This is a genomic window from Massilia agri (genome assembly GCF_024753255.1).
Taxonomy (GTDB): domain Bacteria; phylum Pseudomonadota; class Gammaproteobacteria; order Burkholderiales; family Burkholderiaceae_D; genus Telluria; species Telluria agri.
Window position 1 is genome coordinate 613,378 of record NZ_JANUHA010000001.1, and the last position, 22,897, is coordinate 636,274.

Sequence of the window (22,897 nt, forward strand, 5' to 3'; positions counted from 1 at the left end):
CCTCGGCTGGGGACCAGGATGTGAGTAAGTGCGCAATTTGCGGCATCTGAATCGTCTATGCTTAGGTGGTATCCACTACGGAAGGTCCCATGAAGCTCGCCGTTCGCACCCTCGTCGTTGCCGCCCTGCTGGCTTGCGCCAGCGCCCATGCCCAGTCCCCCGCTGCCGCTGCCGGGCAGATCGCCGTCGGCTCGAAACCTTACGCAGTACAAGCTTCCATCGCCGGCGCCGGCCGCTACACCGTCATCTTCGAATCCGGCTTCGGCACCGGCCTGAGCGCCTGGCGCAAGGTGGCGCCGGAACTGGCCAAGGACGCGCGAGTCGTCACCTACTCGCGCGCCGGCCACGGCACGTCCGAAGCAAGGCCTAAACCGCGCACCATCGCGCAGAACACCAACGAGCTCGAACAGCTGATCGCCGCGCAGAAGCTGGCGCCGCCCTTCATCCTCGTCGGCCACTCCTACGGCGGCCTGCTGGCGCGCGCCTATGCGGCACGCCACCCCACACAGGTGGCCGGCCTGGTGCTGGTCGATCCGAGCGACGAACGCTTCAACGCCGCCCTGCGCAAGCTCGATGCCAAGCGTGCTGCGGACGACGACGCCCAGTTCGCGGCCATCGTCCCGCCCAAGTTCAAGCCCGAGCTCGCGTTGCTGCAGCCGGTGCTCGACGGCGCCGCGCCGCCCTATTCCGGCAAGCTGCCGGACGTGCCAACCGTGGTCCTGACCTCGGTGCAGCAGGCCGGGAAGCCGATGTTCTTCCTCGAGACCGCGGACGCGGTGGCGATCAAGAAGTCGCTGCACGCGGACTTCCTGCGCCAGTTCAGCAAGGGTTCGCAGGTGGTAACGGAGAAGAGCGGCCACAATATCCAGCTGGAGGAGCCGGAACTGGTGATCGCCGCGGTCAGGGAAGTGATTGCCCTGGCTGATCAGAAAGGCGTGCAGGCCGCACGCTAGGAGTAAATCGACTCACTAATTGCTGTCGAAAGGAAGCGTCATGTATCGGTGCCCACATTGTCGTGACTTGTCCATATCGTGGCGTGCGCAATTTTCACCGCCCTTCGACGGCCGAACCAAATGCCCAAGTTGCGGCGCAGAACTGAAGATCAAGCTAAAAGCTTCCAATCTTCTTTTAGCCATTTACCTGGGCGGGCGCGGACTACTGGGCTTGCTCTTCGATATCCGCTTCGATCCGGGACTCTTCTGGGAAATCTGGATTGTCGTCATCCTGGCTTTCCTCCAGGTGCGTCTCAGCGCATACAGGGAAGTAAGCGGCCCCAAACATTACTCGCATTGATTGGATCGATAGCAGGCCGCAAGCTGCGCGACTATTTCGCCAGGCGCCCCGATCGAGCGGCCATGTTCCGGATCCGTCCAAATGAGGACGGTCGACAACGCCTAGCTGTCCAGGTGCGAGATCAGGAGCCGGCGCGGGTCGGCGCCTTCGGTCTCCCCGTGCTGGCCGTCGACCGAAATCCCGACCGCGAGGATGTCGATCAAGAGCAGTTGCAGGATGCGCGAGATCATCGACAGGAAGCTGGTGCTGTCCTCCGCATGGTCCACTGCCAGGCACACGGTTGCCTTGCGCGCCAGCGGCGACTGGCTGTTGCTGATCACGATGACGTCGGCGCCGGCGCGGCGCGCGATGTCCACGGCTTCCAGCAGCTCGGCGATGCTGCCCGAATTCGACACGGCGATCACCACGTCTCCCGGCTGCAGCAGTTCCGCCGCCAGCTTGAACAGGTGCGAGTCGCCGTACAGCGAGGTCGGGATGCGGAAGCGGAAGAATTTGTGCTGCCCGTCCAGCGCCACCGCGCGCGAATTCCCCATCGCGAAAAACTCGACACGGCGTGCGCGGCTCACCAGCTCGATGGCCCGGTCGAGCGAGCGCACGTCGAGCTGGTCGCGGAAGCGCAGGATGGCGGAGACCGTGTTGTCGATCACCTTGGCCGACAGGTCATGGGTGCTGTCGCTGGTGCGCACCTGGCTGTGGCGCACCGGGATCGCTCCGGTCAGGCTGCTGGCGAACTTCAGCTTGAACTCGGCCAGGCCCTGGAAGCCGAGCGAGCGGCAGAAGCGGATCACGGTCGGCTGGCTGACGTCGGCCAGGCGCGCGATTTCGGCGATCGGCTCGTTCAGCACCAGGCGCGGCTGCTCGATGACGAGGGCCGCCACGCGCTGCTCGGCCGGGCTCAAGCTGTGGCGCAGGTTCTGCACCCGCTCCATCAGGGTGTTGGCGCCGCTGCGGCCGCGCAGGTGCTCGGCCAGGATGGTCGCCACGCCGTGCAGCGCCGGATAGGGCGCGCTGATCACGTAGGTCGGGATTTGCGCGATGTAATCCGTGAAGCGCCCCTTGGCCTCGAAGCGTGCGCGAAACGGTGACCTGGCGAACCACTCGCCCATGCGCGGCACGATGCCGCCGCCGATGAAGATGCCCCCAAAAGCGCCCAGGGTCACCGCCAGGTTGGCGGCTGCGGCGCCCAGCATGCCGCAGAAGCACTCCAGCACTTCCAGGCACAGCGGGTCCTGCGACTCGAGCGCGCAGGCGATGATGTCGGCCGCCTTTCGCGGCGGCGCATCGACGCCGTTGCGTTCGGCCAGCGCCCGGTGGATGATTTCCATGCCGGGGCCGGAGATCAGGCGCTCGTTCGACACGTGCTGCCATTCGCGCCAGGCGGTCTGCAGGATGGCGAATTCGCGCTCGTCGCCGGGTGCGAAGTTCACGTGGCCGCCTTCGCTGCCGAGGGTGACGAAGCCGTCCTCGGTCGGGATCACGCCCGAGACGCCGAGGCCGGTGCCCGGACCGAGCACGCCGATCACGGCCTTCGGCACAGGCGAACCCTGCCCCACCTGCATCAGGTCTTTCTCGCCGAAGCCGGGAATCGCCATCGCCAGCGCGGTGAAGTCGTTCACGATCAGGAGCGTGGCCAAGCCCAGCTCGCGGCGCACGGCGTCGGTCGAGAACTGCCAGTCGCGGTTGGTCATGCGGACGAAGTCGCCGCTGATCGGATTGGCCACCGCGAGCGCCGCATGGTGCAGCTTGAGGTTGGCGTGGTCCTGCAGGTAGTAGCGCAGCAGGGGGACGATGCCTTCGAAGTCCTCGCACTTGAGCACGCGCACGGCGCCGAAGCTGCCGGGCGCCGTCTGCAGGGCCAGGCGCGCGTGGGTCGCGCCGATGTCCGCCAGCAGGCGCGGTCCGTCGGCGAATGCCGTGCGCGCGGACTTCTCCGCGAAGCTGGTCGCCTCCTGCTGGCTTCCCATTATTTGGTGTCCGCCGGGATGCTGCCGAACCAGGCGCCGTAGGGCGGCAGGCTCACGCGGCCGCCGGCGGCCTCGCCCGGCAGGCCTTGCGCATCCAGCGCCGTGGCCTGGCCGCTTGCCGGCCAGTCGAAGCTGACCGGCTCGCTGCTGAGGTTGAAGGCGGCCAGCACGCTGTCCATGCCCTCGACGTCACGACGCAGGGCCAGCACCGGTTCGGGTGCGTCGAAGAAGTCGATGTCGCCGCGGGTCAGTTGCGGCATGGTCTTGCGCCAGGCGATGAAGCGGCGCTGGAAGTTCAGCATCGAATCCGGATCCTTGTCCTGCGCTTCGACGTTGGCGGCCAGGTGCGGCGCGGCCACCGGCAGCCAGGGCGTGCCGCGGGTGAAGCCGGCGTTCGGTGCTTCGCCCGTCCACGGCATCGGGGTGCGGCAGCCGTCGCGGCCCTTGAACTCGGGCCAGAAGGTGATGCCGTAGGGGTCCTGCAGGAGTTCAAAGGGGACGTCCGCTTCCGTCAGCGCCAGTTCGTCGCCCTGGTAGAGGCAGGGCGTGCCCTTGAGCGAGAGCTGCATCGCCAGCACCAGCTTGCCCAGGCTTGGGGTCGCGCATTGGCCTGCTGCGCCACCCCAGCGGGTCATCACGCGGATGGCGTCGTGGTTGCCGACCGACCAGGAGGCCCAGCCGTCCTTCACGCGCTCCTTGAATTCCTCGACCTGCTTGCGGATGTGGGCTGCCGTGAATTCCGGCGTGAGCAGGTTGAAGCTGTAGGCCATGTGCAGCTTGTCGCCGCCCTCGGTGTACTCGGCCATTTGCGCCAGCGCGTCGTCCGAGCTGACTTCGCCGATCGACACCGCGCCGAACTCGTTCAGCTGGGCACGCACGCGCTGCAGGAAGGCGACGTTCTCCGGCTGGGTCTTGTCGTAGATGTGGGCCTGCATGCCGTAGGGGTTCACGTCCGTGACGGTGGACGTGTCGCGCACCAGGGCCGGCGGATTGCTGCGCAGCTGGCGGTCATGGAAGTGGAACACGCAGGCGTCCATGCGCACGCCGTCCACGCCGCGTGCGAGCCAGAAGCGCTGCGCATCCAGGTGGGCCTGCTGCACCTCCGGGTTGTGGAAGTTCAGCTGCGGCTGGCTGGTGAGGAAGTTGTGCATGTAGTACTGCTTGCGGCGGGTGTCCCACTGCCAGGCCGAGCCGCCGAAGACCGACAGCCAGTTGTTCGGCGGGCAGCCGTCCGGCAGCGGATCGGCCCAGACGTACCAGCTTGACTTCGGATTGTCGCGGCTCTTGCGGCTTTCGACGAACCAGGGGTGGGTGTCGGCGGTGTGCGACATCACCTGGTCGATCATGATCTTCAGGCCCAGGCTGTGCGCTTTCGCGATCAGCCTGTCGAAGTCGGCCAGGGTGCCGAACAGCGGGTCGACGTCGCAGTAGTCGGCGATGTCGTAGCCGAAGTCCTTCATCGGCGACTTGAAGAAGGGAGACAGCCAGACGATGTCCACGCCCAGGCTCGCGATGTAGTCGAGCTTCTCGGTGATGCCGGCCAGGTCGCCCACGCCGTCGCCGTTGGTGTCGAGGTAGCTGCGCGGGTAGACCTGGTAGATGATGGCTTCTTTCCACCAGTCGGGGTTGGTCGAGATCTGGGTCATGGCTGGTCCGTCAGGGTTCGTGGAATTCTAGGCAATATACAGGATCGAGAAAAAGTTGACAATTACCCAGCATCAGACAATTTGCAAACATAACCCTTTGAATTCAATTACTTACAAAATCCTCCCTTCCAGAGTCCCGAAACGCGAAGTAGCTAAACTACGAAAGTTCTGTATCTCGTTTGTTTCACAGCGATATTTTTATTGCAAAGTTCCATGAGCTCGGCATAGGATCGCGTCTGTTTCGATTTCCCGAGGACGCCATGAATTCTCCAGCACCGGCCGAGGTCAAAAGCGCAGGCCGCATGCCGCGCCAGATCCCCTACATCATCGCCAACGAAGGTTGCGAGCGCTTCAGCTTCTACGGGATGCGCAACATCCTGACGCCCTTCCTGATCTCGACCCTGCTGCTCTTCGTGGCCCAGGAACATCGCGCCAGCGAAGCCAAGCATGTGTTCCACACCTTCATGATGGGCGTGTACTTCTTCCCGCTGCTGGGCGGCTGGCTGGCCGACCGCTTCTTCGGCAAGTACAACACCATCTTCTGGTTCAGCCTCATCTACTGCGCCGGCCACGCCTGCCTCGCCATCTTCGAGCACAGCGTCGAGGGCTTCTACTTCGGCCTGTTCCTGATCGCCTTCGGCTCGGGCGGCATCAAGCCGCTGGTGGCCTCGTTCGTGGGCGACCAGTTCGACAAGACGAACAAGGACAAGGCGAAGGTGGTGTTCGACGCCTTCTACTGGATCATCAACTTCGGCTCCTTCTTCGCTTCGCTGCTGATGCCGCTCTTCCTGCGCGACTACGGCCCCTCGGTGGCCTTCGGCATCCCGGGCATCCTGATGTTCATTGCCACCATGGTCCTGTGGAGCGGCAAGAAGAAGTACGTGCACGTGCCCCCAAGCCAGAGCGACCCGCATTCCTTCCTGCGCGTGGTGCGCACCGCCTTGTTCGCGCAGCAGGCGGGCAAGGGCCGTCCGGGCCTGGTCGTCGCCGCGTTTGCCGCGGCGGCGGCTGTCGCCTCGCTGGCCATGACCCCGAGCTGGGGCTTCGTGATCGCCGCCTGCACCGCCCTCGTGCTGCTGCTGGCCGGCATCGGCATCGGCGCCTCGCTGCAGCTCGAGCGCGCCCGCGGCGCCCATCCCGACATCGCGGTGGACGGCGTACGCGCCGTGCTGCGCATCCTGATCGTGTTCGGCCTGGTCACGCCCTTCTGGTCGCTGTTCGACCAGAAGGCTTCGACCTGGATCGTGCAGGCCAACGCCATGTCGACCGAAGTGAACCTGTTCGGCTGGACCTTCGACGTCATTCCCGCCCAGATGCAGGCGCTCAATCCGCTGCTGGTGATGATCCTCATCCCCTTCAACAACCTGGTGCTGTTCCCGCTGCTGACAAAAGTGGGCCTGATCCCGACCGCCCTGCGCCGCATGACCGCCGGCATTGCCTTCTCGGCGCTGGCCTGGATCGTGGTGGGCAACCTGCAGGTGCAGCTGGACGCGGGCGACGCGGTGTCGATCGCCTGGCAGATCCTGCCGTATGCCCTCCTGACGCTGGGCGAGGTGCTGGTCTCGGCCACCGGTCTCGAATTCGCCTACAGCCAGGCGCCTGCCTCGATGAAGGGCGTGATCATGGCGCTGTGGTATCTGGCGGTCACCGTCGGCAACCTGTGGGTGCTGATCGTGAACGCGGGCGTGAAGAACGAGGCCGTGATCGCCCACATCGAAAGCTCCGGTGTGGGGGTGATGGCCTTCCAGATGTACTTCTTCGCCGGCTTCGCGCTGCTGGCGGCCCTGGTGTTCGGGCTGTACGCCAAGCGTTACAAGATGGTCGATCACTACCGCGGCTGATTATTTACCTGACTGGCGGGGCTGCTGCCGCGTGACAGCGTGGGCGGGAGGTCCCGCCCACCTAACATGCTTACACTCCGATACCTCGCCCTCGCGGCCACTGCCCTCGCCTCTTCCGCCCACGCCGCCGTGCCGCTCGCGGCCTGCGACGATCCCGCCTTCCAGCAGGTCCTGCACGCGTCGAACGCCACGCTGGACGCCCGTGCCGTCTGGCTCGACGGCCGGCGCCTGACCTGGCCCGGCGCCAACGCCGGCACCTTCAAGCTCTATCACTCCGCCACGGCCGCCATCGTCGCGACGCCGGGCGCGAAGGTCGCGGGCGCCGATGGCGCCCTGGTGCTCGCGCCGTCCGCCACGGCCGTGCCTGCCCGCTTCAGGTATGTGGCGAACGGCCCCGTGCTGGCGCTGGGTGCGGCCGACCTGAAACGCGTCAAGGAGCTGCACCGCGGCCAGCTGGTGCTGGTGCAGGAAGCCCCTGACGGCACGGTACGCGACGCGACCCGCATCCAGGCGGCAGGCGCGCTGGATGATTTGTACGCGGCAGCCGAGAACATCGCCGACCTGGGCGCCACGCCGAAGAAGAATCGCACCACCTTCCGCCTGTGGGCCCCGACCGCCCGCAACGTCGCCGTCTGCACCTACGACAGCGGCAGCGGCCGCGCGAGCGCCGTGCACGAGATGGCCTTCGACGGTCGCACCGGCGCCTGGGAAGCCCAGGTATCCAGGGATCTCTCGGGCAGCTACTACAGGTACGCCGTGGACGTGGCCGTCAACGGCATGGGACTGGTGCGCAACCTCGTCACCGACCCGTATTCCGTCAGCCTGACCACGGACTCGAAGCGCAGCTACGTCGCCGACCTCGACGCGCCGGCGCTCAAGCCCAAGGGCTGGGACGCCACCCGCGCGCCGAACACGGTGAAAGCCCAGACCGACATGGTCATCTACGAGCTGCACGTGCGCGACTTCTCGATCAACGACCCCAGCGTGCCGGAACAGAAGCGCGGCAAGTACACGGCTTTCGGGGAGACGAACTCGAACGGCATGCGCCACCTGAAGGCCCTGGCCAGCGCCGGCCTGACCGACATCCACCTGCTGCCCGTGTACGACATCGGCAGCGTGCCGGAAAAGGATTGCGCCGTGCCGCAACCTGCGGGCAGCCCGGACGGCGAAAGCCAGCAGGCCCTCACCCGCAAGACCGCGCACACGGACTGCTTCAACTGGGGCTATGACCCCTACCACTACAGCGCACCGGAAGGCAGCTACGCGAGCGACCCGTCGGATGGTGCACGCCGCATCCTGGAATTCCGTCAAATGGTGATGGACCTGCACCGGTCCGGCCTGCGCGTCGGTACCGATGTGGTCTACAACCACACCTTCATCGCCGGCCAGGAAGAAAAGTCGGTGCTGGACCGCGTGGTGCCGGGTTACTACCACCGCCTGAACGCGTTGGGGACCATCGAACGCTCCACCTGCTGCGACAACACGGCCACCGAGAACCGCATGATGGCCAAGCTGATGATCGACTCCGCGGAACTCTGGACCCGCCACTACAAGATCGACTCCTTCCGCTTCGACCTGATGGGCCACCAGCCGCGCGAAGCGATGGAGCGCCTGCAGAAGCGCGTCGACAAGGCCGCGGGCCGCCACGTCCAGCTGATCGGCGAAGGCTGGAACTTCGGCGAGGTGGCCAACGGCGCGCGCTTCGTACAGGCGTCCCAGCTGTCGCTGAACGGTTCCGGCATCGGCACCTTCAGCGACCGCGCACGCGACGCCGTGCGCGGCGGCAGCGCCGGCGACTCGGGCGAGGCGATGATCCGCCGCCAGGGCTATATCAACGGCCTGGTCTACGATCCGAACGCGCTGGGCGGCGAGCACAAGACGGCCGACCTCTTGAAGGCGGCCGACATGATCCGCGTCGGCCTGGCCGGCTCGGTGCGCCCGTTCGCTTTCCAGACCTTCGACGGCAAGCAGAGCACGCTGGAAGCGATCCCTTACGGCGACCAGCCGGCCGGCTACGCGAGCCAGCCCGGTGAAGTGGTGAACTACGTCGAGAACCACGACAACCAGACGCTGTTCGACATCAATGTGCTCAAGCTGCCGGTGGCGACCCCTGCGAACGAGCGCGCCCGTGTGCAGGTGCTGGGCATGGCGATCAACGCCTTCAGCCAGGGTGTGGCCTACTACCACGCCGGCATCGACACGCTGCGTTCGAAGTCCCTGGACAAGAACAGCTTCAATGCAGGCGACTGGTTCAACCGGATCGACTGGAGCTACCAGGACAACTACTTCGGCACCGGCCTGCCGCAGAGCGACGACAACGGCAAGGACTGGCCGCTGCTCAAGCCCTACCTGGCGCAGGCCGCCGCGATCAAGCCCCTGCCTGCCGACATCGCTTTTGCCCGCGACGCCTTCCGCGACCTGCTGGCGATCCGCGCCAGCTCGACGCTGTTCCGGATGCGCAGTACCTCCGACATCGTCCAGCGCCTGCGCTTCTTCAACACGGGACCGCGGCAAGAGCCGACCGTGCTGGCGGCCTGGATCGACGGCAAGGGGTACCAGGGCGCGAAGTTCGCCGGCCTGGGCTACCTGGTGAATGTGGACAAGGTGGCGCACACGGTGTCGGACGAGGCCTTGCGCGGCAAGCGCCTGGCGCTGCACCCGGTGCACCGGGCTGCAAACGCCGCCGACAAGCGTGCCGCACAGGCGCGTTTCGACAGCGCGAGCGGCAGCTTTACCGTGCCGGCGCGCACGGCCGTGGTGTTCGTCGCCGAATAAGAAGGAAGGATCAGCCCGCCGCGTCGACGAGGCGGGCAATCTCGACCGAGCCCTTCTCGTCGAAGATCGGGCAGCGTTCCGCCACTTCGACGGCCGCATTGAAATCCACCGCGGCGATAACCGAATAGCCCGACAGCGAAGCGCTGTTGAGCTTCGGGCCGCGCAGGCGGCTCGGCACCTCGACGCTGCTGCGCGCCAGGCCGCCGCGCTCGACCAGCGCGCTGCCCAGGGAATCGAACCACGCGTTCCAGCGCGCGGCATCGTGCTGCGGGCCTTCCGACTCGTCGACGGTCGAGCCCCGGTAAACGATCAGGTAACGCTCCATGGTTCCCTCCTCAAAGTGTCCCGGAAACCTTAGCAGAAGCCCGATCGGGGCGACGCACCGCTGAGCGAGCGTCTAGTTGGACGCGGACACGTTGTAACCGCTCACGCGCCAGCTGCCGTCCTTCTCGTGCACCGTGGTGACGGTCTCGGTCACATTGCTGTCCGACTTGAACTTCGAATCGTATTCGAACGCCAGCTGGCCCTTGCCCTTCTCGCTGCTGCCCTTCAGCTTGCGCGACTTCAAGTCGCCCAGCGTTGCGCGGCTCACGTTGATGATCGAACCCCAGAAGAACTGGTTGGTGTCCTTGCGCACATTGGCCGAGCTGGCGCGCCAGGCGGCTCCGGTGTCGCCATTGTCCACCAGCTTCAGCCAGCTTTCGGCCGCGGCACGGGCGGCTGCGGTGTCCTTCGTGTCCTGGGCCATTGCGGTGGCGCCCAACAGCAGGCTTGCCGTGAGGACGGCGGATACGATCGTTTTCAAGATGCTCTCCCTAAGGTCGGATGAAAGCATCCTAGCGCGGCGCACCCGCGGTCGCCCCCCCGCTTCGACAGACTGCAGGAAGCGGGGAATGGGCGGTGAAAAACCGGGTTCAGGCGTAAAGGTTCATGCGTAAGACAGGCCCAGCTGCGCCAGGATCGCGTCCTTGATCTCCTGCAGCGCCGGTTGCGACACCTTGCGCGGATGCGGCTGGGTGATCGGGAACACGGTCGCCACCCTGGTCGGCCGCGAGGACAGCACGACGATCCGGTCGGCCAGGTAGATCGCTTCCTCGACGTCGTGGGTGATCAGGAGCACGGTGTGGTTTTCCTCGCGCAGCACCCGCAGCAATTCGTTCCTCATCCTGAGCGCGGTGAGCGCGTCGAGCGCCGAGAAGGGCTCGTCCATGAGCACGATGTCCGGCTTGACCGCCAGCGCGCGCGCGATCTCCACCCGCTTGAGCATGCCGCCGGACAGCTCGTGGGGATAGGCCTTCTCGAATCCCTTGAGTCCGACCATCTCGGCGTAATGGTCGGCCGTCGCCACGTCCGCGGCGCGATCCTTGCCGGGCAGGCCGAACATCAGGTTCTCGCGCACGGTCAGCCAGGGGAACACGGAACCATGCTGCGAGATCACGATGGCGTTCGGCGAAGGCCGCGTGACCGGCACGCCGTCGATCGCCACCGCGCCGCTGTCGGGCCGCTCGAAGCCTGCCAGCAGCTTCATCAGGGTCGACTTGCCGCAGCCCGAGGGGCCGACGATGGCCACGAATTCGCCCGGCGCGACCTCGAGGTCGATGCCGTCGATGACCTGCAGCGCGCGGAATCCCTTGCGCAGCCCCTTGATCGCGATCTTAGCGTCCATAGCGCCACCTTACCTGTTTGATGCCCTCCAGCTGGCGCATCGCGACGTCGATGCCCAGGCCGATCAGGCCGATGATGATCATGGCGGCCACCACCAGGTCGTAGCGGTTGCCGGCATTGCGGGCATCCATGATGAGAAAACCCAGCCCCGAGCTGCGGACGATCATCTCGGCCGCCACCACGACCAGCCAGGCGACGCCAAGGCTGATGCGCATGCCGGTCAGTACCTCGGGCAGCACCGCCGGCACGATCACCTGGCGGAACAGCCTCGCGCGCGGCACGCCGAAGTTCTCGGCGGCGCGCAGGTAGCGTCCGTCGATCGCGTGCACGCCGGCGGCGGTCTGCACGATCATCGGAAACACCGCGGCCAGGAAGATCAGGAACACCGGCGACACGTCACCCACGCCGAACCACAGGATCGCGATGGGAATCCAGGCGATCGGCGAGATCGGGCGCAGGATCTGGAACAGCGGATTGAAGGTGCGGTAGGCGGCGTCGACCCGGCCCATCCACAGGCCGAGCGGCAGCGCCACCAGCATGGCGATCAGGAAGCCCGTGGCCACGCGCAGGAGCGAAGCGCCGATGTGGCGCCACAGGGTGCCGTCGGCGGCCAGTTCGACGGCGCCGGCCGCCACCTGCCGTGGGGTCGGGAAGATCAGGCTTTCGCTCTGCACCACCACGAACCACCAGAGCGCCACCACGGCGGCGATCAGGAGCAGCGGGGGGAGGATCCGGTTCAATCGATCGAAATTCATGCGGTATTCCGGTTCAGGAAGGAGTCAATGCGCCAGCGCAGGCGCGCCAGCCCCGCCGCCGGCGCTTCCTCGACCACCACGGTCATGGTGCCGCTGGCGTGGGCCGTGCAGTCGAAGGGGTGTTCGCCGGCCTGGCCGAAGGGCAGGCGGAAATCCTGGCCGGGCATGATCAGGACCGGGCCGAACATCTGCGGCACGGTGTCGCGGTTGCGCAGCAGGAGCACGTCGCGCACGCCCAGCATCAAGGTGACGCGCTCCGGCAGGGTCGAGGTCTTGTCGCCCTTCATGCGGCGCTCCCAGGTGCCCTTCGGGATCTCGAACAGGCTCTCGCGCGAGGGCGCCGTCACCGGAGCGAAGGCGGCCCAGCCCAGCGGCGCCGCCAGGATGGCAAGGAGCAGCACGATGCCGATCCGCTTCTTCAACCGACCGTTCATCTATTCCGCATAAAGCACGTTCACGTCGTGCACGATCTCGTCAGCCGGCCGGCCGAACGGCATCAGCGCGCGCAGCATGCCCTTCTTGTCGATGAAGTAGAGGTAGGACGAATGGCCCATCTGGTAGCTGTCGGGGCCCGTCGGCACCTTCGTGGCGGTGATGCCGTAGTCCTTGCGGATCGCCGCCATCTGCTCGGGCGTGCCGGTCAGGCCGATGAAGCTCTTGTCGAATCTGGCCAGGTAGTCCTTGAGCCGCGCCGGCGTGTCGCGTTCCGGATCGACCGAGATGAACAGCACCTGCAGGCGGTCCGCGTTCGCCCCCAGCTTCTGGCGCGCCTGCGCCAGCAGGGCCAGGGAGGCCGGGCAGATCGCCTGGCAATGGGTGAAGCCGAACTCCAGCACGACGACCTTGCCGCGCAGCCTGGACAGGCGGAAGTCGCGGCCGTCGGCGGCCTGCTGCGCAATCTCCGGCGCCACGCGGGCCGGCGAGAAGGTGCCGGACCTTAAAGGCTCGGCAGCCTGCGCCATGGAGGCGGCAAGCAATGCGGAGAGAAAAAGCCGGCGCTTCACAGCATCACCTTCACGGGCCGGACGTTCTTCACGAAGCTTTCGTCCACATATTGCTCGTAGCGGACCGGACGCTTCAGGGTGCCGGCCTGCACCGACAGCTGCATCAGCTCGTCGAATTCGGCGCGCAGCATGCGCAGGTCACCATAGGTGACGCGGTCGGAGGGGTTGTCCATGACGAACTTGATGATCTTCGGATCCTGGTTGAAGAAGGCGCGCTGGGCCGCGATGTGCGCCGCCTTGTCGCGGTTGAGGGGCGAGGCGTCGAGCCAGTTGCCGGCCGCCTGCACGTAGTTGACCAGTTCCTGCACCAATGGCCGGTTGGTCTTGATGAGTTCTTCGCGCACCGTCAGCACACAGCAGATGTAGTTGGGCCACTCGTCGCGCGTCATCGACAACGGACGCGCATATCCCGCGCGCTGGGCGGCCGCGCCGAAGGGCTCGCCGGTGCAGTAGCCATCCACGGCGCCGGCATACAGCGCGGCCGGCATGTCGGGCGGCGCCATCTCGATGACTTCGATGTCCTTCGGCGACATGCCCTCGCGCGCCAGCATCTTGCGCAGGAACAGATAGTCGACCGCGAAGCGGCTGGGGATGGCGATGCTCTTGCCGCGCATGTCGGCGAACTTGCGGTAGGGCGAATCGGTGCGCACCATGATCACGGCGCCCGAGCGGTGGCCGAGCGAGACGATCTTGAGCGGAATGCGCCAGTCGGTCAGGTCCATCACCAGGGGCGCCAGCATGTAGGCGGCCTGGATGCGGCCCGTCATCAGGGATTCCTTGATCTCGGGCCAGCCCGAATACTTGTTGTACTCGAACAGGGTGGCGGCAGCCTGCGGCTTGCCATCGGCCGCCGCCCGCGCCTTGCAGGCGATCGGCAGGGTGAGGTTGCAGGTGACGGGCAGGCCGCCGACCTGCAGGGGCGCGCGCACGGGTGCGGCAAGCGCCCTGCCGGCCAGCGGCAGGGCCAGGGCGCCGCCCAGTAGCTGGCGGCGGCGCGGGGAATGCTCGTGCATGGCCATCGTGTTCAGCCGTCGAGATGCGAGATCAGGGCCTTGCGCTGGACGTCGCCCTCGCCCGCCGGCGCCTCTTGCGCGCCAAGCGAAATCCCGACCGACATGATGTCGATGAGGAGCAGCTGCAGGATGCGCGAGATCATCGACAGGAAGGTCGTGCCGTCCTCGCTGTGGTCGACCGCCAGGCAGACGCTGGCCTTCTTCGCAAGCAGGGACTTGCTGCTGGTGATGGCGATGACGTCGGCGCCGGCCGCGCGCGCCGTGTCGACGGCCTCCAGCAGTTCCGGCAGCTGGCCGGCGGTGGAGATCGCGATCACCACGTCGCCCGGTCCCAGCAGGCCGGCGGCGAGGGTGAACAGGTGCGAGTCACCGTAGAGCGCAGCCGGGATGCGGAAGCGGAAGAACTTGTGCTGGCCGTCGAGCGCCACCGCGCGCGCATTGCCCATGGCGTAGAACTCGACGCGGCGCGCACGGCGCAGCAGCTCGATGGCGCGGTCGATCGCGTGCACGTCGAGCTGGTCGCGGAATTTCAGGATCGCCGAGACGGTGTTGTCGATCACCTTGGCCGACAGGTCGTGGGTGCTGTCGCTCATGCGCACCTGGCTGTGGCGCACGGGGATGGTGCCGGTCAGGCTGCCGGCGAACTTGAGCTTGAACTCGGCCAGCCCCTGGAAGCCGAGCGAGCGGCAGAAGCGGATCACGGTCGGCTGGCTGACGTCGGCCAGGCGCGCGATCTCGGCGATCGGCTCGGACAGCACCTTGCGCGGATGCTCCAGCACCAGGGCGGCGACGCGCTGCTCGGCCGGCGACAGTTCGTGGCGCAGCTGCTGGACCCGGTCCATCAGTGTGTTCGCACCGCTGCGTCCGCGCAGGTGCTCGGTCAGGATCGCCGACACCCCGTGCAGGGCCGGGTTCGGCGTCATGATCACGTAGGTCGGGATCTGGGCGATGTAGTCGGTGAAGCGGCCCTTGGCCTCGAAGCGTGCACGGAAGGGAGAGGTGGCGAACCACTCGGCGATGCGCGGCACGATGCCGCCGCCGATGAAGATGCCGCCGAAGGCGCCCAGCGTCACCGCCAGGTTGGCGGCGGCGCTGCCCAGCATGCCGGCGAACGTCTCCAGGGTCTCCAGGCAGAGCGGGTTTTTCTCGTCCAGCGCGGCGCTGACGATGTCGGCGGTGCTGCGGCTGGGAGCCTCGACGCCGTTGCGGCGCGCCAGCGCGCGGTACATCACTTCGATGCCGGGGCCGGAGATCAGGCGCTCGTTCGAGACGTGCGGCCACTCTTCCCAGGCGTATTGCAGGATCGCGAACTCGCGCTCGTCGGCGGGGGCGAAGTTGACGTGCCCGCCTTCACTGCCGAGGGTGACGAAGCCGTCGATGGTCGGGATCACGCCCGAGACGCCCAGGCCGGTGCCCGGCCCCAGCACGCCCGCCACCGCGTGGCTCTGCGGCGCACCGCCGCCGACCTGCTTCAGGTCCTTCGGCTGGAAACCCGGCAGGGCCATGGCCAGCGCCGTGAAGTCGTTCACGATCAGCAGCGTCGACAGGCCGAGGGTGCGGCGCACCTCGTCGGTCGAGAACTGCCAGTCGCGGTTGGTCATGCGGATGGTGTCGCCGCTGATCGGATTGGCCAGCGCGAAGGCCGCGTGGTTGATGCGCACGCCCCCGAGCTGCGCCAGGTAGGCATGCAGCAGTTCCACGATGCCGCTGTAGTCGTCGCACAGCAGCACCGCCACCTGGCGCAGCACGCCGGGTGCGGTCTCGAGGCCGAAGCGCGCATGCGTGGCGCCGATGTCGGCCAGCAGGCGCGGGCCATCGGCAAAAGCGGCGCGGGAAGGTTTCAGGTCGGTGTCTGGTTCAACGGTCATCACGGATCAAGGCTGGGCGGGACGGAAGTCCCGGATCGCGTAAGGATACCATTGATCGAATGGCAAAAATACGCCCCGCCCCGCCGCCGGTCAGCGCAGCAGCCCTTTCAGCAGCGCCTTGTGGAACTGCGCAGGATCCTGCATCTGCGGCGCATGCCCCATTTCCGGGAATGTAACGAGCGTCGACTTGGGAATCGCGCTCGCCGTCCGCTTGGCCAGCTCCGGATAATTCCCCAGCTTCGGCCGGATCTCCGCGGGCGCGGCATCCTTGCCGATGGCCGTGGTGTCCTTCAGGCCGATCAGCAGCAGCACCGGCATCTTCAACCGCGGGAACTCGTACACCACCGGCTGGGTATAGATCATGTCGTACTGCAGCGCCGAATTCCAGGCCACGATCTGCTTGCCCGGCCCGCGGTACATCCCCGCCAGCATCTGCACCCAGGGCTCGTACTCCGGCTTCCAGGTGTTGACGTAGTACGTCGCCTTCTCGTAGTTGCGGATGCGTTCCGCCGTGGTCTGGAGCTCGCGCTCGTACCACTTGTCCACGCCCAGCGAAGGCACGCCGAGGGTCTTCCAGTCTTCCAGGCCGATGGGATTGACCAGCACCAGCTGCTCCGACTGCTGCGGGAACATCAGTCCATAGCGCACCGCCAGCATGCCGCCCGTCGAGTGGCCCATGATGATGGCGTTCTTGACGCCGATGGACGCCAACAGTGCGCGGGTGTTCTCGCTCAGCTGCTGGAAGGTGTACTGGTAGTGGGCCGGCTTGGTCGACTTGCAGAAGCCCACCTGGTCGGGCGCCACCACGCGGTAGCCGGCGCTGCTGAGCTCCTTGATGGTGCCGGCCCAGGTGGCGCCGCAGAAGTTCTTGCCGTGCATGAGCACGACGGTGCGGCCGTTCGGCTTGGCCGGCTTGACGTCCATATAGGCCATCTGCAGCTTCACGCCCTGGGAGGTGAAGGCGAAGCGCTGGATGGGATAGGGGTACTCGAAACCTTCCAGTTCCGAGCCGTAGGCCGGTTCGTCTGCGGCGTGCGCAGCGAGCAAGGGTGGGAAGAGAAACGCAGCGCAGGCAAGCGCGCGTGAAACGCGGGTCATTACAGGCATGATCGGAAGATGCTGAGTTGACGGAGCGGCCAGTCTAGCGCAATGGCGGCGGCCGCGTGGCCGCCGCCATTGAAACGGAACGCCGATCAGTCCTGCGCGATCAAGGCCACCGGCGACGGCTGGGCGAAGTGCACCTTGCCGTCCTTGACGACCGCGGCCTGGCCCGAATACGCGTCGCGCACGGTCTGGCCGTCGTTGAAGACGCCTGCCACCGTGATCGGCAGCGCCTTGTCCTTCGGCAGGTCCAGCGCCACCACCACCCGGTCGCTCACGCCATCCTTTTCCCAGGTACGTTTGAAGGTATATGGGCTGTGCGCCAGCATCTGGTGCACGCCCGCGCCCACCGCCGGATGGGCGGCGCGGAAGCGCCCCAGCTTCGCCCAGTGCTCGCGGATATCGCCAATGCGGTGCTGGCCGCGCTGCGCGTTGGATGCCAGCTCGTCCCAGTTCATGAAGGAACGCAGCTTGGCGTCGCCGGTGGCGCCTTCGATATTGAGCAGGCGCGCGGTTTCGTCGCCGTAGTAGATCTGGGCCGAGCCCGGCGCCAGCAGCAGTTTGTTGGCCGATTCGATCGGACGCTGGCGCGCCGGGTCGAAGGGGCTGCCGTCGTCGTGGGAGCTGATGTAGTTCAGCACCGAGTAGCCCTTCATCGGGCCGTGCAGGGCCTTCGAGTAATCCGAGAACAGCTTTTCGTAGCCCTGGGCGGCGTCGGACTTCATGCTGAAGTTGATCATGCTGTCGAAGCCGTTGGCCAGGTAGTCGACCCTGGTCCCGCCGCCCAGGTCGAAGCTGTGGCCGTGGTTGATCGAATAGTTGTAGACCTCCGAGGTCATGAAGAAAGGCAGGTTGCCCAGGCGCTTGCCCGGGTTGGCGCGCTTCCACTCCTCGTAAGCGAGGCTGGCTTCCTGCTTGACTTCCTTCCACACGCCCGGCTCGGTGTGCTTGACGGTGTCGGCGCGGAAGCCGTCCACGCCGTACTTGCGGACCCAGTCGGCATGCCACTTGACGAGGTAGAAGCGCGGCGCGCGCGGGTAGCCGGTGCGCTTGAAGAAGGCGTCCAGCTCCTTCACCTCGCGCTCGTAGCGCCCTTCCTTCTTCCACTTCGCGACCAGTTGCGGCGGCAGCGGCACGTTGGCATTGCTGTTGGTGAGGATGTCCGGCAGGTTGTCGACCAGGGTGCAGTCGATCGTGGTGGGCGCATCCTTGAAGGCGCACTTCGGTCCGGTGCGCACCCAGCTCGACGGCCATACCGGGTCCTGTTCCGTCACCGGGCCGGTGTGGTTCATCACCACGTCCAGGATCACGCGGATGCCGTTGGCGTGCGCGGTGTCCACGAAAGTGCGGAAGTCCGCCTCGGTGCCGAGGTTGGCGTCGATGGCGGTGAAGTCCTTGGCCCAGTAGCCGTGGAAGCCATAGCTCTTGCCGGTGCCCTCGTCGGTTCCCGCATGGATCTGCTCGACCGGCGGCGTGAGCCAGATGGCATTCACGCCCAGCTCCCTGAAATAGCCGTCCTTGATCTTGGCCGTGATGCCCTTCAGGTCGCCGCCCATGAAGCCGCGCAGCTTGGCCGCATCGTCCTTGCGGCCGTATGCGAGGTCGTTCGCCTTGTCGCCGTTGTTGAAACGGTCCGTCAGCAGGAAGTAGACGGTGGCGTTCTCCCAGACGAAGGGCTTGGCGGCCTGGGCGGCGGCTTGGGACGCTGCGCCGAAGGCAAGCAACATGGAGGCGGCAAGGACGGGAAGTTTCATGCAGGTTCCTGTGTGGTGGGTGGATGGTCTAGGTGATCACGGACGGGCCCGTACGGCCGGTGCGCTGGCGCAGTTCGGCGACCTGGTCGGCGATGGCGATCAGTTCGGAGAGTGCTTCTTGCGTATCGATGTCGTGGCGCGCCGGGTCGGCTTCAAAGCGTTCGAGGTAGAGGCGGATGGTGGCGCCTTCGGTGCCGGTACCGGACAGGCGGAACACGATGCGCGAGCCGTCGACCATGGCGATGCGGATGCCCTGGCGCGTCGAGAGCGAACCGTCGACCGGGTCGGTGTAGGCGAAATCGTCGGCCACCGCGACACGGAAGCTGCCCAGGGTCTGGCCGGCCAGCGCGGGCAGTTTTTCGCGCAGCGCCATCATCAGGGAATCGGCGGCGATCGTGTCGACCGCTTCGTAGTCATGGCGCGAATAATAGTTGCGCCCAAAACGCGCCCAGTGTTCGCGCACGATCTCGTTGACCGACGCATTTCCTGTCTTCGTGCGCGCGGCCAGCATATTCAGCCAGAACAGCACGGCCCACAGGCCGTCCTTCTCGCGGATGTGGTGCGAGCCGGTGCCGTAGCTCTCTTCGCCGCACAGGGTCGCGAGGTTCGCGTCCATCAGGTTGCCGAAATACTTCCAGCCGGTCGGGGTCTCGAAGCAGGAAATGCCCAGGCTTTCCGCAACACGGTCGGCCGCCTGCGAGGTCGGCATCGAACGCGCGATGCCGGTAATGCCGGAGGCGTAGCCCGGCGCCACGGTCGCGTTGGCGGCAATGATGGCCAGGCTGTCCGAAGGCGTGACGGCCAGGCCGCGGCCGACGATCATGTTGCGGTCGCCGTCGCCGTCCGAGGCGGCGCCGAAGCCGGGCGCGTCCGGGCCGTTCATGTGGGCGATCAGGTCGGCCGCGTTGACCGGGTTCGGGTCCGGGTGGCCGCCGCCGAAGTCCTCCAGCGGCAGGCAGTTGACGACGGTGCCGGCGGGCGCGCCCAGCTGGCCCTCGATGATGGCCTTCGCATAGGGGCCGGAGACGGCATGCATGGCGTCGAAGCGCATGCGGAAGCCACTCGCGAACAGCGTGCGGATGGCCTCGAAGTCGAACAGGCGCGCCATCAGCTGCGCGTAGTCCGCCACCGGGTCGATGACCTCGACCACCATGTCCTCGATGCGCGTCGTGCCGATCCGGTCGAGGTCCACGGGACCGGCGTCGCTGATGCGGTAGCTGCTCAAGGCCTGGGTGCTGGCGAAGATCGCTTCGGTGACCTTCTCTGGCGCCGGCCCGCCGTTATCGATGTTGTACTTGATGCCGAAGTCGCCATCCGGGCCGCCGGGATTGTGGCTGGCCGAGAGCACGATGCCGCCGAAAGCCGCGTGCTTGCGGATCACGCAGCTCACGGCCGGCGTGGACAGGATGCCGCCGCGCCCGACCAGCACGCGCGGCACGCCGTGGGCGGCGGCCATGCGCAGGATGACCTGGATCGCTTCGCGGTTGAAATAGCGGCCGTCGCCGCCGACGACCAGGGCGCAGCCCTCGCCCATGTTTCCCTTGATCGTCTGGAAGATGGCCTCGACAAAATTCTCGAGGTAGCCCGGCTGCTGGAATTCGGTGACTTTCTTGCGCAGGCCCGAGGTGCCGGGCCGCTGGCCGGCGAACGGCGTGGTCGGGACAGTCTGGATGGTCATGCTTCGCTCCTGTCGTAATAACGTTGTGCAACGTCGCCCTTGCGGGGCGATGTTAATAAAACGTTACGATACGACAGGCGCGAAATCACTGGCGCGCGGCGCTCAGGCGCTTGACTTCACCGGTGCCGCGCGGTCGGTGACGAACAGCGTCAGCACGGCCGCGACCAGCATCGACGCACCGCCGAGGGCCACGGTCAGCACGGTGTGGCCGTCGAAGAAGTGCTTGGTCACGCCGCCCAGCAGCAGGCCGCTGCAGATCTGCGGGATCACGACGAAGAAGTTGAACAGGCCCATGAAGTAACCCATGCGCTTGGCCGGCAGCGAGCCCGCCAGGATCGCGTAGGGCATGGTCAGGATCGAGGCCCAGGCCAGGCCGACGCCGATCATCGGGACCATCAGCATGTTGCGGTCGGTGATGAGGTAGATGCTTGCCAGGCTCAGGCCGCCGATCGCGAGGCAGGTGGCGTGCACGGTCTTGCGAGAGGTCGCCCGCGCGAAGATCGGCAGGATGAAGGCGGCCAGCGCCGACACGCCGCTGTAGACCGCGAACATGATGCCGACAAAGCTGCCGGCCGCCTGGAATTCGGTTGAATGGGCGTCGGTGGTGCCGTAGACGTTGTCGGCGATCGCAGAGCCGGTGTAGATCCACATCGCGAACAGCGCGATCCAGGTGAAGAACTGCACGAAAGCCAGTTGCACCATGGTGCGCGGCATCTTGGCGAAGCCGCCGAAGATCTCGGCGATGGCCACGCCCAGGCTGCGGGAATGCTGGCGTTCCTTGTTGAAGCTGTCCATGTCCGCCGGCGGCAGTTCGTCGGCGGTGAGGACGGTCCAGAGCACGGCCAGGAAGAAGATCGCGCCGCCGGCATAGAAGGAGTAGCGCACGGTGTCGGGGATCATGCCGCCGACCGCTTCGTTGGACACGCCCATCATTTCAAAGAACCAGGGCAGCAGCGAAGCGATCACGGCGCCGCAGCCGATGAAGAAGGTCTGCATCGCATAGCCCGCGGTCTGCTGCGAGGCGTCGAGCTTGTCGCCCACGAAGGCGCGGAAGGGTTCCATCGACACGTTGATGGCGGCGTCCATCAGCCACAGCACGGCCACGGCCATCCACAGGGCGGCGGAATTCGGCATCAGGAACAGGGCGATCGCCGCCAGCAGGGCGCCGATGAAGAAGAAGGGACGGCGGCGGCCCCATTTCGGGTGCCAGGTGTTGTCGCTCAGGTAGCCGATCACGGGCTGCACCAGCAGGCCCGTCACGGGGGCGGCGAGCCAATACAGGGCCAGGTTGTCGGGGTCGGCGCCGAGCGTCGAGAAGATGCGGCTGGTGTTGGCGTTCTGCAGGGCGAAGCCGAACTGGATGCCGAAGAAGCCGAAGCTCATGTTCCAGAGCTGCCAGAACGACAGGCGCGGCTTGATGGCGCCGGTTTGCATATCCATTGATGTCCCCAATGTGGCCCGGACCCGCCGGACTCTCGTGTGAAGCAGGCCCTCGAGGAAGAGGCGGCCTACCGTAATCTGTAGCAAAATAACATGGGCCTTTCGGAGTGTCAATCGAAGAGCTGTCATAGTAGAATCGACACCACAGGCTTGGCCGAATACCGCCCCTCTGTAGTCAAACAACATATAACAACCTTGCATAAGGAGACACCATGCGCGCTTCCCGCCGTACCGCCCTGCCCCTGCTCCTGGCGTTCGCCACCATGGCCCTGGGCGCCTGCGCCGAAGACAAGCCAAAGGCATCCACCGCCCTGCCCGGCGTCAGCCTGCTGGGCGAGCCGCTCGCCATGCCGGGCCTGGACCGCAAGCGCCAGCTGCGCCTCTACCTGCCGCCCGGCTATGCGACGTCGGACAAGCGCTACCCGGTCCTCTACATGCACGACGGGCAGAACCTGTTCGACACGGCCACCGCCTATGCGGGCGAGTGGAAGGTCGACGAGACGCTCGACGCGCTGGCGAAGGAAGGCAAGCTGGAACTGATCGTGGTCGGCATCGACAACGGCGCCGAAAAGCGCATGACGGAACTGAACGCCTGGGATAATCCGGAGTTCGGCCCGGGCGAGAATCGCGCCTACACCGACTTCATCGTCAAGACGGTCAAACCCATGATCGACAGGCAGTACCGCACCCTGCCCGACCGGGCCAATACCGCCATCATGGGCAGCTCGATGGGCGGCCTGGCCTCGCACTACGCGCTGGCGCAGTATCCGGAGGTGTTCAGCAAGGCCGGCGTGTTCTCGCCGGCCTACTGGACCGCAGAACCCGCGTTCGCCTTCGTCGCATCGAAGCCGGTGCCGAAAGATGCGCGCGTGTTCCTGCTGATGGGCGGGAAGGAAGGTCCGCAGATGAATGCGGACGTGAAGAAGATGGCCGGGGTGATCGGCAAGACCGGGCATCCCGCGGTCAATACGGTCCTGAAGATCGTGCCGGAGGCGGACCACAACGAGGCCTTCTGGGCGGGCGAGCTGCGCGAAGCCCTGCTGTGGATGTTCGCGCAGCAGACCGGCGGGCAATGATGCCGGCGCCGGACGCGCGGCCGC

General features: G+C 66.3%; 18 protein-coding genes. 4 read left to right on the plus strand and 14 right to left on the minus strand.

The window, feature by feature from the left end:
- Positions 1-89: 89 nt before the first annotated feature.
- Entirely contained in the window at positions 90-953 is an 864-nt protein-coding gene (locus NX780_RS02840) for an alpha/beta fold hydrolase (protein WP_258826345.1), read from the plus strand.
- A gap of 441 nt (positions 954-1,394) precedes the next feature.
- Here the strand turns inward: NX780_RS02840 and NX780_RS02845 are convergent, their stop codons facing one another.
- Positions 1,395-3,257 (minus strand): glucokinase, encoded by a 1,863-nt coding sequence (locus NX780_RS02845; protein ID WP_258826346.1) that lies wholly within the window; start codon positions 3,255-3,257, stop codon positions 1,395-1,397.
- Positions 3,257-4,903, minus strand: coding sequence for an alpha-glucosidase (locus NX780_RS02850; protein ID WP_258826347.1), 1,647 nt, complete (start codon positions 4,901-4,903; stop codon positions 3,257-3,259). The genes NX780_RS02845 and NX780_RS02850 overlap by 1 nt, the downstream gene beginning before the upstream one ends.
- 302 nt (positions 4,904-5,205) lie before the next feature.
- Here NX780_RS02850 and NX780_RS02855 point away from each other — a divergent pair, with 302 nt between their 5' ends.
- On the plus strand, positions 5,206-6,744 hold the full coding sequence (locus tag NX780_RS02855) for a POT-type proton-dependent oligopeptide transporter (protein WP_258826395.1): 1,539 nt from the start codon (positions 5,206-5,208) through the stop codon (positions 6,742-6,744).
- A gap of 66 nt (positions 6,745-6,810) precedes the next feature.
- A complete protein-coding gene (locus tag NX780_RS02860) occupies positions 6,811-9,519 on the plus strand; it encodes an alpha-1,6-glucosidase domain-containing protein (protein ID WP_258826348.1) in 2,709 nt (902 codons plus the stop codon).
- A 10-nt stretch (positions 9,520-9,529) separates the two neighbouring features.
- Here NX780_RS02860 and NX780_RS02865 read toward each other — a convergent pair whose 3' ends face one another.
- The 12 genes from NX780_RS02865 to NX780_RS02920 form a co-directional block, all read right to left on the minus strand.
- Positions 9,530-9,844, minus strand: coding sequence for a YciI family protein (locus NX780_RS02865; RefSeq protein ID WP_258826349.1), 315 nt, complete (start codon positions 9,842-9,844; stop codon positions 9,530-9,532).
- A 72-nt stretch (positions 9,845-9,916) separates the two neighbouring features.
- The gene (locus tag NX780_RS02870; protein WP_258826350.1) at positions 9,917-10,324 is read right to left on the minus strand and encodes a DUF4019 domain-containing protein; all 408 of its coding nucleotides are present in this window, start codon (positions 10,322-10,324) and stop codon (positions 9,917-9,919) included.
- A gap of 123 nt (positions 10,325-10,447) precedes the next feature.
- Positions 10,448-11,185, minus strand: a complete 738-nt coding sequence (locus NX780_RS02875) for an ABC transporter ATP-binding protein (protein ID WP_258826351.1) — start codon at positions 11,183-11,185, stop codon at positions 10,448-10,450.
- The gene (locus NX780_RS02880) at positions 11,175-11,939 is read right to left on the minus strand and encodes an ABC transporter permease (protein WP_258826352.1); all 765 of its coding nucleotides are present in this window, start codon (positions 11,937-11,939) and stop codon (positions 11,175-11,177) included. Before NX780_RS02880 ends, NX780_RS02875 begins: the two co-directional genes overlap by 11 nt.
- Positions 11,936-12,373, minus strand: a complete 438-nt coding sequence (locus NX780_RS02885) for a cupredoxin domain-containing protein (RefSeq protein WP_258826353.1) — start codon at positions 12,371-12,373, stop codon at positions 11,936-11,938. Before NX780_RS02885 ends, NX780_RS02880 begins: the two co-directional genes overlap by 4 nt.
- On the minus strand, positions 12,374-12,943 hold the full coding sequence (locus NX780_RS02890; RefSeq protein ID WP_258826354.1) for an SCO family protein: 570 nt from the start codon (positions 12,941-12,943) through the stop codon (positions 12,374-12,376).
- Entirely contained in the window at positions 12,940-13,956 is a 1,017-nt protein-coding gene (locus NX780_RS02895; RefSeq protein ID WP_258826355.1) for an ABC transporter substrate-binding protein, read from the minus strand. Before NX780_RS02895 ends, NX780_RS02890 begins: the two co-directional genes overlap by 4 nt.
- Positions 13,957-13,967: 11 nt before the next feature.
- Positions 13,968-15,824, minus strand: a complete 1,857-nt coding sequence (locus NX780_RS02900; RefSeq protein ID WP_258826356.1) for a glucokinase — start codon at positions 15,822-15,824, stop codon at positions 13,968-13,970.
- Positions 15,825-15,914: 90 nt separating this feature from the next.
- A complete protein-coding gene (locus tag NX780_RS02905) occupies positions 15,915-16,922 on the minus strand; it encodes an alpha/beta fold hydrolase (RefSeq protein ID WP_258826357.1) in 1,008 nt (335 codons plus the stop codon).
- A gap of 95 nt (positions 16,923-17,017) precedes the next feature.
- Positions 17,018-18,679 (minus strand): alpha-amylase family glycosyl hydrolase, encoded by a 1,662-nt coding sequence (locus NX780_RS02910; RefSeq protein ID WP_258826358.1) that lies wholly within the window; start codon positions 18,677-18,679, stop codon positions 17,018-17,020.
- A gap of 28 nt (positions 18,680-18,707) precedes the next feature.
- A complete protein-coding gene (locus NX780_RS02915) occupies positions 18,708-20,357 on the minus strand; it encodes an alpha-D-glucose phosphate-specific phosphoglucomutase (RefSeq protein ID WP_258826359.1) in 1,650 nt (549 codons plus the stop codon).
- 102 nt (positions 20,358-20,459) lie between these two features.
- Positions 20,460-21,797 carry an MFS transporter gene (locus NX780_RS02920; RefSeq protein WP_258826360.1) on the minus strand — a complete coding sequence of 446 codons (1,338 nt, stop codon included), beginning with the start codon at positions 21,795-21,797 and terminating at the stop codon, positions 20,460-20,462.
- Between the two features lie 212 nt (positions 21,798-22,009).
- Between NX780_RS02920 and NX780_RS02925 the strand changes: the two genes are divergently transcribed.
- Positions 22,010-22,873, plus strand: coding sequence for an alpha/beta hydrolase (locus tag NX780_RS02925; protein ID WP_258826361.1), 864 nt, complete (start codon positions 22,010-22,012; stop codon positions 22,871-22,873).
- The last annotated feature ends 24 nt before the right edge of the window (positions 22,874-22,897 follow it).